Here is a 14,671-nt window from a genome sequence, read left to right as displayed (position 1 = left end):
GAATCAGCGATCGGGTTTAGCAGCTCGGCAATTTCAAGGCACGCGAGTATCGCCATATGTTATGGCGGCTTTGCGTGGGGCACTTCGGTGCGCCGGGATCCTTGAGCCTGGTCTGCTAACCCGCGTACAAGCCGCCACCCTCTTCGTTTAGCAGCGAAGGTTGACGGCTCCATTTCTCAAGGAGCTTCACCATGATCAAACCAACGCCAAACCCACCCGAAACCGACCCCACCTCCCCCTACGAATCCCTCGATTCAAAAAAACTCCACGAAGCCGCCGATCGCGCCCTCGATCACTACCTCTGCCCGCCCGGCTCCACGCCGCCACCGCGCAAGACGCGCCGGATGTACGCCGTCACCGCAGACTTCAAAAACGAGGAACTGCTGGCCGATGCCAGCGAAACACTCGCCTCCGCCAGAACCATCGCCCATGACTTTGCCCATCTCATCCCCGCGTCGCAGCGCAGAACGTTGTTGGGTATCGCGCAGTTGATCATGCTCGGCGAGCTGGCGGTGAATCGGGTGATGGATAATCTGGAATTGCCGCAGTAGCGGGCCTCAATGATCGTTCCCACGCGCCGCAAAGGAATGCCTCAACGGACGCTCCGCGTTCGGCTCTGGATGGGACGCAGAGCGTCCCGGGCTGCATTCCCACGCGGAGCGTGGGAACGATCAATCTACGGCAGCCGTTCTTTGGCTTTTTGGAAACTGGCGGAAGGCAGCCGGAGTCGAACCTGCCCGGGAACGGATGCCGTCCCCAACCGGGTTTGAAGCCCGGCCGCGCCACCGGGCGCGATTGCCTTCCTTTAACTCATTGGGCGTCGGCGTGGGCCAGCGCGTTGTCGGGGCGGATCTGGCGGGATTCGCCGGTGCGCCTAGTCAGGCCGACGCGGTCGAAATACTCCAGATACTGAATACAGCGTTTGCGTCCCAAGCCTAGCGCATCGCGGAAGGTTGTCACCTGGATCTGCGGATTTTCCTTGGCCAGTTTTAACAACACGTCGGCCATTCGGCGCAGTTGCCCATCACTCAAAAACAGGTCACGCACCACTTGATGCATCAAGCCCAGCCGCGCCAGTTTGCGCAGCAGCAGACGCACGACGGCGTCGTCCTGGCTGAGCATTTTGGCGGCGTCACGTACCCACGGCGGGTCGAATTCGGCGTTTTCGAACAGCGGTTGCAGTTGCTGCCAGAGGGCTTCGTCCTCGGCATTCAAGCGCACCTGATGATCGGGCCGATGCAGCCACGGCCCGCTCGCCAGGATCGATCCGGCGGTGAGCAGTTCATCCAGCAGGCTGACAAACGTCGCACGCTCCAGCGCCAGACCACTGAAGCGACGCAAGCGATCACGATCCGGGCCCATTTGATCGGGCTCCTGCTCATGAAACTGCGCGAGCTGTTCCAGCAGGGTGAACTTCAGTTGCGACCAGCGTTGCATGTTGAACAGCACCGGGCCTTGGCGGGTGTCGATCAGGCGCACGTTTTCCGCTAACGACCAGGACGCGCGCGGGCGATTGAACTGGCGTTCCAGCCGCTGCGGATCAAGGCCGCCGGCGCTGTAGTTGAGCAGCACGGGCAAGACGTGTTCAAGTTCGTCGCCAGAAGCCAAGGTGCGCAGTTGCGTCAGACGTTCAGGGCTGCGGCGTTGTCGCGCCGGGGCGAACGGATCGAGTACCTGGCCACCGCCCAAGGTGCGCTGTGCACTCTGGTCACGCAGAATCAGTCGATCACCCTTCACCGCGTGCACCGGCGTATTGATCAGCAGTTGCGCGAACATGCGCTCGCCGGGATTCAACCGTGAGCCTTCGAGCAAGGCCACCCGGGCGATGACATCCTGCGTGCCGAGGTGCACGTGCACCGGGTGAAAGTGTTCGAAAGTGCGTTCGCCGGGCAATAGATGAAAGTCGATGTCGACCCGTTGCGTCGGCGCCTGCAGCCACTCGCTCAGCAGCCATTGGCCCCGATGGATCTGCGCCAGTTCGAGGCGTTCGCCGGTGAGGTTCAACGCCACCCGCTGCCCGGCGAAGGCCTGCTCGGCGGGTTGATTCTGCGCGTGCAGACCGCGCACTCGTACCGGTTTGCCGGAGGGCCCGAGGGTGAGTTTGTCGCCGATGGCCACCGCGCCCGACAACGCCGTCCCGGTAACCACAATGCCCGCACCGGCAACGCTGAACGCGCGGTCGATGGCCAGGCGAAAACCACCTTCGCGACTGCGTTCATGCACTTCACTTTGCGTCTGCAGCAACACCTCGCGTAACCCATCAATGCCCTGCCCGCTCAGGCTCGATACGGTCAGGATCGGCGCCTCGGCAAACGGTCCGGGAGCAAGCAGATCCAGCACCTGCCGCTGAACCTCTTCCACCCTGCCCGCCTCGACGCGATCGCATTTGGTGATCGCCACCAAGGTATGCGGAATGCCGAGCAATTCGACAATCGCCAGATGCTCGCGGGTCTGCGGCATCACGCCGTCGTCCGCCGCGACCACCAGCAACACCAGATCGATGCCTTGCGCGCCGGCGAGCATGTTGTGGGTGAATTTCTCGTGGCCGGGCACGTCGATAAACCCGGTCAGCCCCGCGCCCGGTTCGAGTTCGGCATAGAGATAGCCAAGGTCGATGGTCATCCCGCGTTCGCGCTCCTGCGGGCGACGGTCGCCGGTTTGTCCGGTCAGGGCTTGCAGCAGCGACGTCTTGCCATGGTCGATATGCCCCGCCGTGCCGACAATCACGGTTCGACCTGCAAATGCGGCAGTTGCGCGAGCCATGCCGGCTCATCGTCGAGCTGGCGCAGATCCAGCCACAGCGCGTCGTCGTCGATGCGCCCGAGCACCGGGATCGGCAAGGCCCGCAACGCCACTTCCAGATTCAGCAGGCAACGCCCGCGCAAACGTTTGGAAACTTGCGGGCGCATGCACAACGCCGCGCTCGGCAAACGCGCGACCGGTTGGCTGCCACTGCCGATCATGCCCAAGGCCTCGACTGCACAGACCTGCCAGATCTCGCCTAACCGTTCAGACATCAAGGGCTGCAAGCGCAAAGCCTGGGCGAAGATGTCAGTCTGCGGGCGGGTCAACAGGCGCAGACTCGGCAAACGTTCAGCGAGTCGATCCGGATCGCGATACAAGCCCAGCACCGCCTCCAGCGCCGCCAAGGTCAACTTGTCCACGCGCAAAGCACGTTTCAACGGGTTCTTCTTGATCTTCGCGATCAGCTCTTTGCGCCCAACGATCAACCCGGCCTGCGGGCCGCCGAGCAATTTGTCGCCGCTGAAGGTGACGATATCCGCGCCATCCAGCAACGCCTGCCGCACCGTCGGTTCGGCCGGCAAACCCCAGCGCGTCAGATCCAACAGGCTGCCACTGCCCAGATCCTCCAGCAACGGCAAGCCATGCCGATGCGCCAACTCCGCCAGTTCCGCAGTCGGCACGCGCGCGGTAAACCCTTCGATGCTGTAGTTGCTCGCGTGCACGCGCATGATCAAACCACTGCGTGGGCTGATCGCTGCTTCGTAGTCACGAGCATGAGTGCGATTGGTCGTGCCGACTTCGTGCAGACGCACACCCGCGCGGGCCATGATGTCGGGGATGCGGAAGGCGCCGCCGATTTCGATCAACTCACCGCGCGAGATGATGCCTTCCTTGCGCGCGCCCAGACTGTTGAGCGTCAGCAGCACGGCGGCGGCATTGTTGTTGACCACGGTGACGGCTTCGGCGCCGGTCAGTTCGCGGATCAGGCCTTCGATCAGGTCATCGCGATCACCGCGTTTGCCGCTGGCAAGATCGAATTCCAGATTGAGCGGGTAACGCGCGGCCATTTGCACGGCGTCGATGGCTTCGTTCGGCAACAAGGCGCGGCCGAGGTTGGTGTGCAGCACCGTGCCGGTGAGGTTGAACACCCGACGAACCTGACTGCGTTGCTGTTGCGCCAAGCGTTCGCCGACTCGGCCGGCAAGGACTTCAGCGCCGATTTCAACGGCGGACAACTGCCCGTTCAACACGCCGGGCCGCAGCTCATCGAGCAACTGACGCAGCCCCGTCAGTAACGAATCCCGGCCGTAACGCTCGGCCAACGGCGCGCACGCCGGGTGACGCAACAACCCGTCAATAGACGGCAACCGCAGGGCAACGCTCGAAGACATCAGCCACTCCTGATTCAACTGAAACAGCCCCTTCGGGAACAAGCTCCCTCCCACAAGGGTTTCAGAAGTGTAGACGCACTGTGGGAGCGAGCCTGCTCGCGAAAGCGGTGTGCCAGTTAGTGTGGATGTGACTGACCTCACGCCTTCGCGAGCAGGCTCGCTCCCACATTGTTTTGGGGCGGCCTGCAAAATGAGTGCACGCAACCAATCCCTGTGAGAGCGAGCCTGCTCGCGAAGGCGGTAAGTCAGTCAAAGCTGATGTGGCTGAAATGGCCCCTTCGGGAGCAGGCTCCCTCCCACAGTTTTGCTCTCGTCATTCGTCTCCCGGGGCCAATAACAGATTCGGTGCCAGCCGCTGATAACCGTCCTGCGCCAGTCGCATGTCCAGCAGCAAACTGGAGAGATCCGCCGACAATGCCTCAGCATCAGCATCGTTTTCCAGATACACCAGTTTCAGATAGCTGTTACAACCCGGACAGACCTCCGCCCGCAGCGGCGCCTGATTGGCGGCGTGGCGATCATCCTCAAGGCTCAGATAATCAAGCCCTTTGCTCGACTCGCAGTACACACACTTGACCCGCACCACATGCCATTCACACGCACACAGCGAACACACCAGATATCGTAAACCGTTGTGCTTGCCACGATGGCGGATCACCCCGGCCATCGCCGGCGAACCACAGGCCGGGCATTGGCTGAGGCTGTCGCCGGGTTTCAGTTGCAGGCTGGCGGCGCTGAGCAGCCAGTGACTCCACGCCACTTGCAGCGCCGCGCCAAGAAACGGCACCAACTGCGCCGGCACCATCGAATATTGACCGCTGACCAACGCCACGGCCCACGCGCGCAACTGGCCGGGGTTGGCGGCGCGCAAAGTGTCCAGCGCATCGACAACGGCGGGCTGTTCGTCAGGTTCATAACGCTGCAGCAAAGCTTCGAGATAAGCCTGCCAGCCCTCTTCGCGCACCAAGGTATCAGCCGCGAACGGCGGCAAACCATGCTGATGACAAGCCTCGATCCGTTGCTGATCAAAAGGCGTCACCAGCGGCGGATCGTCAAACACCTGCTGCTGCACCCGACACAACCCGGCAACCAGCCGCAGATAGTCAGCCAGCGCATGCCCCTCGGCCAGTTGTTCCAGTCGAGCGGCCCGCAGCGCAAACAGGTTAGGCGGCGGCAGATGCAGAAACGGCGGCGAACTCGCCGCCGCTTCGATTTCCCCAGGTTCAAGAATGGTTGGCAAAAGTCAGCCCTTTTTGGTGATCGGTCGCTCCGGCACGTCCGGTTGGCGTTCATCGCGGGTGACGTCGCGATACCAGAGTTCATGGTGTTTCTTCGCCCAGGCGCGGCTGACCCAGCCATGCATCATCGCGTCGACCGAGCCCTTGATCCACAGCCCGGCGTAGATGTGAATGATGATGCTCAGCACCAGAATGAACCCGGCCAGCGCATGCAGGAGCATTGCCCAGCGAATCACGGTGATGCCGAAATACGCACTGAACCAGGCGCGCCAGATCACCAGCCCGGTGAACAGCAAACCGAGCATGCACAGCAGTAAAGTCCAGAACAGCAGCTTTTGCCCGGCGTTGTATTTGCCCACTGGCGGTACGCTTTCTTCGTCGTTGACCAGCACCCGGTCAATGCGGCGCATCCACTTGCCGTCGTTGCTGATGAAGAAGTTGGCGCGCCAGAAACTCAGCACCAGACCGAGGAAAAACACGAACATCGCTATTCCCATGTACGGATGCAGAATCCGCGTCCACGGCCCGCCGCCGAACAGGTTGCTCAGCCAGAACAGCGACGGGTGAAACAACGCCAGTCCGGACAGCCCGGCCATGAAAAACAGGATCGCCACCAGCCAGTGATTGGTGCGCTGGTTAGCGGTGTAACGCAGGATCGTCTTGTTGCTCATGGCCGCTCCTCCCCGCGTGGATCGAAGGTGTGCACCGCCGGATCGACGACGTGCACCGAGGTGTCGGGTGGCGTTGGATGTTCATCTTCTTCGACCCGGTTCGGGCCGATGCGCACGTAATGGAAGAACCCGGCCAGCACCGCCGCGCCCATGGCCAACAGGCCCAGAGGTTTGCTGATGCCTTTCCACAACCCCACCAACGGACTGATCGCCGGATCCTGCGGCAGATTGGCGTAAATGGTTGGCGTGTCGGCGTGGTGCAGCACGTACATCACGTGCGTGCCGCCGACACCGGCCGGGTCATACAAGCCGGCGTTTTCAAAGCCACGGCTTTTCAGATCGACGATGCGTTCGGCAGCGTGTTCCTTCATGTCTTCCTTGGTGCCGAAAACAATGGCGCCGGTCGGGCAGGTTTTCACGCAGGCCGGTTCCAGCCCTACCGCTACGCGATCCGAGCACAAAGTGCATTTGTAGGCCTTGTGATCCTTCTGCGAAATGCGCGGAATGTTGAACGGGCAACCGGTGATGCAATAGCCGCAGCCGATGCAGTGATCCTGATCGAAATCGACGATGCCGTTGGCGTGCTTGATGATCGCGCCGGGGCTCGGGCACGCCGCCAGACAACCGGGCTCGGCGCAGTGCATGCAGCCGTCCTTGCGGATCAGCCACTCGAGGTTGCCGGCGTCGGTTTCGTGCTCGGTGAAGCGCATCAGCGTCCAGGTTTCGGCGCTCAGGTCTTGCGGGTTGTCGTAGGTGCCGTGGTTGTGGCCGACCTCGTCGCGCAGTTCGTTCCACTCCGAGCAGGCGACTTGGCAGGCCTTGCAGCCGATGCATTTGGTGGTGTCGATCAGCTTCGCCACCGCTTCCTGATTCCTCACCGATGGCGGCACCGTGGTGGTGGCCGAGCGGGCAATGATGTCTTGGCTGGCCATTTACAGTTTCTCCACGTTGACCAGGAATGACTTGGATTCCGGGGTCTGGGTATTGCCATCGCCGAGGAACGGCACCAGGGTGTTGGTCAGGTAACCGTGACGGGTCAGGCCGGTGAAACCCCAGTGCAGCGGAATGCCGATCTGATGCACGACCTGGCCGTTGACCTGCAGCGGCCGGATCCTTTTCGTCACCACCGCCACCGCTTCGATAAAGCCGCGTTTGCAACTGACCCGTACGCGATCACCGGCAGCGATGCCCTTCTCTTTTGCCAGCACTTCACCGATTTCCACAAACTGCTCGGGTTGGGCAATCGCGTTCAACTTGCAGTGTTTGCTCCAGAAGTGGAAATGCTCGGTGAGTCGGTAACTGGTGCCGGCGTACGGGAAATCCTTGGCCTCGCCGAGGGTTTCCCAAACCGAATCGAAGATCCGCGCCGCCGGGTTGCTGGTGGCTTTCTTGTTTTGCGGGTGCAGTGGGTTGATGCCGATCGGCGTTTCGAACGGCTCGTAGTGCTCGGGGAATGGCCCCTCGTTCATCTTGTCGACGGCGAAGAACCGCGCGACGCCTTCGGGGTTCATGATGAACGGGTTCATCCCGGCTTCCGGCGGCACATCGGCCTTGTAGTCCGGCACATCGGTGCCGCCCCAGGCTTTGCCGTTCCACCAGACCAGACGTTTTTTCGGGTCCCACGGTTTGCCCGAGACATCTGCCGAAGCGCGGTTATAGAGAATCCGCCGATTGGCCGGCCAGGCCCACGCCCAGCCGAGATGCTGATGCATGCCGAACGGGTCGCTGTTGTCGCGCCGCGCCATCTGGTTACCGGCCTCGGTCCAGCTGCCGGCGAAAATCCAGCAGCCGGACGCGGTGCTGCCGTCGTCCTTGAGCAAGCCGAACCCGGCCAGTTGCGAGCCGGCTTTGACCGTCACACCCGTGGCGTCAGTGAAATCAGCGACAGCGCTGCCGTTGATTTCCTTGGCCAATTCCTCTGGCGAAGGCTCGTCGGCGATCTTGTACGGCCACGTCAGTTTCAGCAGCGGATCAGGGAATTTGCCGCCCTCGGCCTGATAGCGCTTGCGCAGGCGCAGGAACAATTCGCTCATGATGCGAATGTCGGTTTGCGCTTCGCCCGGGCCGTCGGCGCCTTTCCAGTGCCACTGCAGCCAGCGGCTGCTGTTGACCAGCGAGCCGTCCTCTTCGGCAAAACAAGTGGTCGGCAGGCGAATGACTTCGGTCTGGATTTCGTCGGTTTTCACATCGTTGTACGGCCCGACGTTGTGCCAGAACTCCGAGGTCTCGGTGGCCAGCGGGTCCATCACCACCAGCCATTTCAGCTTGGCCAGTGCGCCCATCACCCGGTTTTTGTCCGGCAGCGCAGCGATCGGGTTGAAGCCTTGGCAGAAGTAGCCGTTGACCTTGCCCTGGCTCATCAGGTCGAACATCTTCAGGACGTCGTAGTTGGGGATGTCGAGTTTCGGCAAATGGTCGTAGCACCAATTGTTCTCGACGGTAGCGTTGGCGCCGTACCACGACTTCATCAGGCTGACGTGGAATTTGCTGTAGTTCTGCCAGTAGGACAGTTGCCCCGGACGCAACGGGACTTGCGTGCGCTTGTGGATGAAGGCGTTGTAGTCCTGCTCGCTGTCCTGGCCCAAGGTCAGATAGCCCGGCAGTGCATTGGAGAGCAAGCCAAGGTCGGTCAGGCCCTGAATATTCGAGTGACCGCGCAAGGCGTTGACACCGCCACCGGGCATGCCGACGTTGCCCAACAACAGTTGCACCATTGCCGCGCTGCGAATGATCTGCGCGCCGATCGAGTGCTGGGTCCAGCCGAGGGCGTAGAGAATCGTCATGGTCTTGCCCGGGATCGAGCAGGTGGCGATCTCTTCCCAGATTTTCTGCATGGCATCGACTGGCATGCCGCAGATCTGGCTGGCGAGGTCGATGTTGTAGCGACTGTAATGCTGCTTCATCAATTGATAGACGCAGCGCGGGTCTTGCAGGGTCGGGTCGACTCTGACGAAGCCGTCCTCGCCCAACTCGTAACCCCAGCCGGATTTGTCGGTGTAGCTGCGTTTGGCGACGTCGTAACCGCTGAAGATGCCGTCTTCGAAGCCATAGCCTGCTTTGACGATGAACGACACGTCGGTGTAGTTGCGCACGTATTCGTGCTGGATCTTGTCCTCGGTCAGCAGGTAATTGATCAGCCCGCCCATGAAGGCGATGTCGGTGCCGGTGCGGATCGGCGCGTAGTAGTCGGCCACGGACGCGGTCCGGGTAAAACGCGGATCAACCACGATCAGCCGCGCAGCGTTGTGCGCCTTGGCCTCGGTCACCCATTTGAAGCCGCACGGATGCGCTTCTGCTGCGTTGCCACCCATCACCAGGATCAGATTCGCGTTGGCGATATCGGTCCAGGTATTGGTCATGGCACCACGGCCGTACGTCGGGGCAAGACTTGCCACCGTCGGGCCGTGTCAGACACGCGCCTGGTTATCGAACCCCAGCATGCCGAGACTGCGAATCACCTTCTGGGTGATGTAACCGGCTTCGTTGGACGCTGCCGACGCGGCGAGGAACCCGGTGGTCAGCCAGCGATTCACCGTTTGCCCGTTGGCATTTTTCTCAATGAAGTTGGCGTCCCGGTCGGTTTTCATCAGGTCGGCGATGCGGTCGAGCGCTTCGTCCCAACCGATTCGCGTCCATTCACTGCTGCCCGGCTTACGGGTTTGCGGGTAGAGCAAACGGCCGGGGCTGTGAATGAAGTCGAGAAGGCCTGCGCCTTTCGGGCAGAGGGTGCCGCGGTTGACCGGGTGGTCGGCGTCGCCCTCGATGTGAATGATGCTTTGCGCTACGTTCTTCGCGGTATCGCCCTGGCTGTACATGATCAAACCGCAGCCGACCGAGCAATACGGGCAGGTGTTGCGGGTTTCATGGGTGTGGGCAAGCTTGAAGTGGCGCACCTGCTCGGCGAAGGCTTGCGTCGGGGCCATGCCCAACGCGCCCAGGCTCGAGCCTGCAAGGCCGATACCGGCGACCTTGAAGAACTGACGACGGCTGAGATCCATCGTGCACTCCTGATCAGGTGGAACCCGGTACTTGAGCCGGGTTTTATCTGGACAATCACGGTTGCGGCAAACGAATGCCGACCTTTTCACTGTAGACAATGACCACACGATCTGTGTGAAAACCGACCGTCGGCGACAATCGGTCATGCACTGGAAAACCTGTGGGAGCGAGCCTGCTCGCGAAGAGGCCCTGTCAGTTGAGACAACTATTGACTGACAGACCGCTTTCGCGAGCAGGCTCGCTCCCACAGGTTTTGTGTGCTCCTGCACGGCCATGGGCTTATCATGCCCGCAGGACCAATCCCGCCTTCACGAGACCGCGCATGACTTTCGATTTTGATCAGCTATTCGACCGCCACAACACCGGCAGCACCAAGTGGAGCCGCTACCCGGCCGATGTGTTGCCGATGTGGGTCGCTGATATGGATTTCGCCGCGCCACCGGTGATCATCGATGCGCTGCAACAACGCCTGCTGCATCCACTGGTGGGCTACAGCGTGGCGCAGGACAACCTGCGTGAAGCCATCGTCGCCGACCTGTGGAACAAGTTCGCCTGGAAGGTCAAACCGCAAGAGCTGATCTTTCTGCCAGGCGTCGAGTCCGGTTTCAACATGGCTTTGAAAGCGCTGGTGCAGCCGCAACAGAACGTCGTGGTGCAAGTGCCGAACTATCCGCCACTGCGCCACGCGCCGGGCCACTGGGGTTTGAACAAGGTCGAGCTGGAGTTCATTGCGCAGGCCGACGGTACTTACCTGACGCCGCTGGATGTGTTGCGTGAATCGCTGAACGGTGGCGGCGCGCTGCTGTTGAGCAACCCGCACAACCCGATCGGCAAGGTTTTTGGCCGTGAAGAGCTGCAAGCGGTGGCGGATATCTGTGCGGCGCAGGACGCATGGATCATCTCCGACGAAATCCACGCCGAGCTGTGCTACGACGGTCGCGTGCACATTCCGACTGCCTCCCTGAGCCCGGAGATTGCCAGGCGCACGATCACCCTGATGTCGGCGAGCAAGGCCTACAACATCGCCGGCCTGAAAACCTCGTTCATGATCATTCAAGATGCGGCCCTGCGTGAGCGCGTCAACCACGCCCGCTGCGGCATGGTCGACAGCGTCAACCCGCTGGGCATGGAAGCCACCCGCGTCGCTTACAGCGAAGGCGCACCTTGGCTCGCCGATCTGAAAACCTATCTGCAGGCCAACCGCGACTGGCTGGTTGAAGCAGTACGCAGCCGCTTGCCGGGCGTGACCATCAACGTGCCGCAGGGCACGTATCTGGCCTGGCTGGATTGCTCGGCGCTGGATCTGGACAACCCGCAGCAGTTCTTCCTCGAGCAGGGCAAGGTGGGCCTCAGCGCCGGTCTGGACTTCGGCGATCAACACCAGCAGTTCGTACGTCTGAACTTCGGCTGCCCGCGTTCGTTGCTCGAAGAAGGTATCGCCCGCATGGAGCGCGCCCTGACTCAGCGCAACACCTGAGCCCCCTAAACCCTGTGGGAGCGAGCCTGCTCGCGAAAGCGGTCTGTCATTCAATGAATGATGGCGACTGATACACCGCATTCGCGAGCAGGCTCGCTCCCACATTGGGTTTTGAATTTCCAAGTCAGAAATGCAGTGCACATCCGATCGAACTCACGGCAAACGCACCGGGTCAACCGCCCATACCTGCCCTGAAACCTCGGAGACCCGCGATGACCGACTATCCAAAACCACCCTTCCCCGCACAAGCCCAGACCGTTCCCGGTTCGCAACGCAAAATGGAGCCCTATCCCGATTGCGGCGAGCAAAGCTATGTCGGTTCCGGGCGACTGGCCGGCAAGATCGCCCTGATCACCGGCGCCGACAGTGGCATCGGCCGCGCCGTGGCGATTGCTTTCGCCCGTGAAGGCGCCGACGTTGCAGTCGCCTATCTGAATGAACACGAAGACGCCAAAGAAACCGCACGCTGGGTCGAACAGGCCGGGCGTCAGTGCATTCTGCTGCCGGGCGATATCGCGCAGAAATCCCAGTGCCAGGCCTTGGTCGACAAAACCGTCGAACGCTTTGGCCGCATCGATGTGCTGGTCAACAACGCTGCCTTCCAGATGACCCACGAGAGCTTCGAAGAAATCCCCGACGAGGAATGGGTGATGACCTTCGACGTCAACATCACCGCAATCTTCCGGCTGTGTCAGGCGGCGATCAAACATATGTCTGCCGGGGCTTCGATCATCAACACCAGCTCGGTCAACTCGGACATGCCCAAACCCACCCTGCTCGCCTACGCCACCACCAAAGGCGCAATTGCCAACTTCACCGGCGGTCTGGCACAGATGCTGGGGCCGAAGGAAATCCGCGTGAATTGCGTCGCACCGGGGCCGATCTGGACGCCGCTGATTGTCTCGACCATGCCCGATGAAGAAGTGCAGAACTTCGGCGGCAACACCCCGCTCGGCCGCCCCGGGCAACCGGTGGAAGTGGCGCCGATCTACGTGCTGCTGGCTTCGGACGAAGCCAGTTACATCACCGGCCAGCGCTATGGCGTGACCGGCGGCAAACCGATGCTGTGATGCCCCCTTCGCCAACGCCTACAGTAAAACTGAAGGCCCATTGAACGCGGTGCGATGGCCGTCATATCCACCACTTGAGGGCGGCAGATCATGAGTTTTATCGTGTGGGTGGCGGTGCTCGGCGCCGTGCTGTTGACCCTGGCACTGACCTCGTCGTACCTGCGCTGGATGCCGGTGACGACGTCGGCCGTGTGTTTGTTGCTGGGGATCGGCATCGGCCCCAGCGGCCTTGATCTGCTGAAACTGTCCCTGGAAAACGCCTCGCTGTGGATGGAGCACCTGACGGAAGTCGCGGTGCTGTTTTCCCTGTTCGTCTGCGGTTTGAAATTGCGTTTGCCCCTGCGCGACAAGCGTTGGCGAATCGCCTTTGGTCTGGCCGGGCCAGTGATGGTGCTGACCATCGTTGGCGTTTGTTTGCTGCTGCATTTTGCCTTGCGCTTGCCGTGGGGACCGTCGTTGTTGATCGGCGCAATTCTGGCACCGACCGACCCGGTGCTGGCGGCGCTGGTGCAGGTCAACGATGCGCGGGATGTCGACAGTGTGCGTTTCGGTCTCTCTGGCGAAGCCGGGTTGAACGACGGGATTGCCTTCCCGTTTGTGATCCTTGGCCTGTTGCTGCTGCACGGCGACGGCAGCGCCGGCGAATGGCAGGGCTGGGTGTTGCGTAACGTATTGTGGGCGGTGCCTGCCGGATTGCTCACCGGTTACTGGATGGGTCGCGGTATTGGCCGCGTGACCCTTTCGTTGCGCATCCACAATGACGACAGCACGCTCAGCCCCAATGATTATCTGGCGCTGTCGCTGATTGCCCTGGCCTACGTCGTTGCCGAAGCCATCGGCGGTTACGGCTTCCTGTCGGTGTTCGCGGCCGGGCTGGGTTTGCGCCAGGTCGAAGTGAAATCCACCGGCGCCAGCCAAACACCTGCCGAGCATCTGGTGCAACCGGTGGTCGGCCATCAGAACGTCGAACCGCAACACGCGGTGCACGGTGACACTGAACGGCTGGAAAGCAGCCAGGTCGCCGCCGGGATCATGATGGGCGATATGTTGTCGTTCGGCAGTCTGGTCGAGCGTGCCATGGAAGTGTTTCTGGTGACCCTGCTCGGGGTGGTGCTGGTGGCGCACTGGGACTGGCGGGCATTGCTGGTGGGCGGCGTGTTGTTCTGCGTGATCCGCCCGGTGTGCGTCGCGCTGATGCCTTGGGGTGCACTGATGGAGGGACGGCAACGGCTGTTGATCGGCTGGTTTGGCATTCGCGGGATCGGTAGCCTGTTCTATCTGTTTTATGCCTTGAATCATGGACTGACCGATAGCGTGGCCAGCGTTTGCACCGACCTGACCCTGTCGGTGGTGGCGCTGAGCATTTTGCTCCACGGGATCAGCACGCAACCGATCCTCGCTCGCTATGAGCAGCACAAGAAACAAAAAATCTGATTATTGGTAGCGGTTTTTACCAGGCAATCGATCGAACTTCTTTCTGTAAAAAAATGGATCGCGGGGTAATTGCTGGCAGTCACAAGCATAACCCCTCGCCAGATGTATCCGGCGGGGCCCGGCAGGTTCGGTTCCACTGCGGCGTTTAAGCCTGTTAAAGGAATCCTTGAAGAATAAGGTCACGGTCATGAAAGAATGCTCGACTCCGGCGCAAATCAAGGCTTGCAGAGCACTGGCTCTGGAACGCAATCGTCAATTGTTCGATAACGCTCACACGCTCAATCGAGCGGCCAATGCGCTGCTTGACGTTAAGGATCTGGACATCGAACAGTTCGAGCGCTACCGCGCACTGCGCAAGAAAGCCGATTCGATGTTTGAAGATGCCATCGACCACTTGTGCGTATTGAACGAAGACTTCCCGCCGATCCCGATGTCTTCGCAGAACTCGGTGGCGTTGCGTCGAGAGCTTGAGACCGTGGAGTGAGCCAGAACAGCCCCTCACCCTAGCCCTCTCCCAGAGGGAGAGGGAACTGACCGAGGTGAATGGTCGAGTTACGCCGACCTGAGATACCGAGTCGGACTCAGATTTTGACTACATCAAAGATCGGCTCCCTTCCGAGTGAACCCTGACACTAGCCCTCTCCCA

Annotated in this window: 11 protein-coding genes and 1 tRNA gene; 5 read left to right on the top strand and 7 right to left on the bottom strand. The window is 61.2% G+C overall.

Going from position 1 to position 14,671, the window contains the following annotated elements; all coding sequences use genetic code 11:
• The first annotated feature begins 191 nt into the window (after positions 1 to 191).
• Entirely contained in the window at positions 192 to 551 is a 360-nt protein-coding gene (locus CCX46_RS14435) for a DUF6124 family protein (RefSeq protein ID WP_102900463.1), read from the top strand.
• Between the two features lie 157 nt (positions 552 to 708).
• Here CCX46_RS14435 and CCX46_RS14430 read toward each other — a convergent pair.
• The 7 genes from CCX46_RS14430 to fdnG all read right to left on the bottom strand — a co-directional run bounded on the left by CCX46_RS14430 (position 709) and on the right by fdnG (position 10,043).
• A tRNA-Sec gene (locus CCX46_RS14430) sits at positions 709 to 804 on the bottom strand.
• Between the two features lie 6 nt (positions 805 to 810).
• Positions 811 to 2,727, bottom strand: a complete 1,917-nt coding sequence (gene selB / locus CCX46_RS14425) for a selenocysteine-specific translation elongation factor (protein ID WP_127930394.1) — start codon at positions 2,725 to 2,727, stop codon at positions 811 to 813.
• Positions 2,724 to 4,136 carry an L-seryl-tRNA(Sec) selenium transferase gene (gene selA, locus CCX46_RS14420; RefSeq protein ID WP_127927414.1) on the bottom strand — a complete coding sequence of 471 codons (1,413 nt, stop codon included), beginning with the start codon at positions 4,134 to 4,136 and terminating at the stop codon, positions 2,724 to 2,726. Before selA ends, selB begins: the two co-directional genes overlap by 4 nt.
• A 313-nt stretch (positions 4,137 to 4,449) precedes the next feature.
• A complete protein-coding gene (gene fdhE, locus CCX46_RS14415) occupies positions 4,450 to 5,376 on the bottom strand; it encodes a formate dehydrogenase accessory protein FdhE (protein ID WP_127927412.1) in 927 nt (308 codons plus the stop codon).
• 3 nt (positions 5,377 to 5,379) lie between these two features.
• Positions 5,380 to 6,045 carry a formate dehydrogenase subunit gamma gene (locus CCX46_RS14410; protein WP_127927410.1) on the bottom strand — a complete coding sequence of 222 codons (666 nt, stop codon included), beginning with the start codon at positions 6,043 to 6,045 and terminating at the stop codon, positions 5,380 to 5,382.
• Positions 6,042 to 6,977, bottom strand: a complete 936-nt coding sequence (gene fdxH / locus CCX46_RS14405) for a formate dehydrogenase subunit beta (protein WP_034154153.1) — start codon at positions 6,975 to 6,977, stop codon at positions 6,042 to 6,044. Before fdxH ends, CCX46_RS14410 begins: the two co-directional genes overlap by 4 nt.
• Positions 6,978 to 10,043 carry a formate dehydrogenase-N subunit alpha gene (gene fdnG / locus CCX46_RS14400; protein ID WP_158013181.1) on the bottom strand — a complete coding sequence of 1,022 codons (3,066 nt, stop codon included), beginning with the start codon at positions 10,041 to 10,043 and terminating at the stop codon, positions 6,978 to 6,980.
• A 323-nt stretch (positions 10,044 to 10,366) separates the two neighbouring features.
• On the opposite strand from fdnG, the gene CCX46_RS14390 reads away from it, so the two are divergent.
• The 4 genes from CCX46_RS14390 to CCX46_RS14375 all read left to right on the top strand — a co-directional run bounded on the left by CCX46_RS14390 (position 10,367) and on the right by CCX46_RS14375 (position 14,509).
• A complete protein-coding gene (locus tag CCX46_RS14390) occupies positions 10,367 to 11,521 on the top strand; it encodes a MalY/PatB family protein (RefSeq protein WP_127927404.1) in 1,155 nt (384 codons plus the stop codon).
• 212 nt (positions 11,522 to 11,733) lie between these two features.
• Entirely contained in the window at positions 11,734 to 12,591 is an 858-nt protein-coding gene (locus CCX46_RS14385; RefSeq protein ID WP_127927402.1) for a glucose 1-dehydrogenase, read from the top strand.
• Positions 12,592 to 12,681: 90 nt separating this feature from the next.
• Positions 12,682 to 14,025 (top strand): cation:proton antiporter, encoded by a 1,344-nt coding sequence (locus tag CCX46_RS14380; RefSeq protein WP_127927400.1) that lies wholly within the window; start codon positions 12,682 to 12,684, stop codon positions 14,023 to 14,025.
• 187 nt (positions 14,026 to 14,212) lie between these two features.
• A complete protein-coding gene (locus CCX46_RS14375; RefSeq protein WP_064389907.1) occupies positions 14,213 to 14,509 on the top strand; it encodes a hypothetical protein in 297 nt (98 codons plus the stop codon).
• Positions 14,510 to 14,671: the final 162 nt, after the last annotated feature.

Origin of the sequence: Pseudomonas sp. RU47 (assembly GCF_004011755.1) — a bacterium.
In the GTDB taxonomy this organism is placed as follows: Bacteria; Pseudomonadota; Gammaproteobacteria; order Pseudomonadales; family Pseudomonadaceae; genus Aquipseudomonas.
This window is presented reverse-complemented; position numbering and strand designations above follow the sequence as displayed.

What these genes read in the sequence shown, in the direction of transcription:
- CCX46_RS14435 (WP_102900463.1), top strand. Translation starts at nt 192, where the DNA reads ATGATCAAACCAACGCCAAACCCACCCGAAACCGACCCCACCTCCCCC.
- selA (WP_127927414.1), bottom strand. Translation starts at nt 4,136, where the DNA reads ATGTCTTCGAGCGTTGCCCTGCGGTTGCCGTCTATTGACGGGTTGTTG.
- CCX46_RS14410 (WP_127927410.1), bottom strand. Translation starts at nt 6,045, where the DNA reads ATGAGCAACAAGACGATCCTGCGTTACACCGCTAACCAGCGCACCAAT.
- fdxH (WP_034154153.1), bottom strand. Translation starts at nt 6,977, where the DNA reads ATGGCCAGCCAAGACATCATTGCCCGCTCGGCCACCACCACGGTGCCG.
- CCX46_RS14390 (WP_127927404.1), top strand. Translation starts at nt 10,367, where the DNA reads ATGACTTTCGATTTTGATCAGCTATTCGACCGCCACAACACCGGCAGC.
- CCX46_RS14385 (WP_127927402.1), top strand. Translation starts at nt 11,734, where the DNA reads ATGACCGACTATCCAAAACCACCCTTCCCCGCACAAGCCCAGACCGTT.
- CCX46_RS14380 (WP_127927400.1), top strand. Translation starts at nt 12,682, where the DNA reads ATGAGTTTTATCGTGTGGGTGGCGGTGCTCGGCGCCGTGCTGTTGACC.
- CCX46_RS14375 (WP_064389907.1), top strand. Translation starts at nt 14,213, where the DNA reads ATGAAAGAATGCTCGACTCCGGCGCAAATCAAGGCTTGCAGAGCACTG.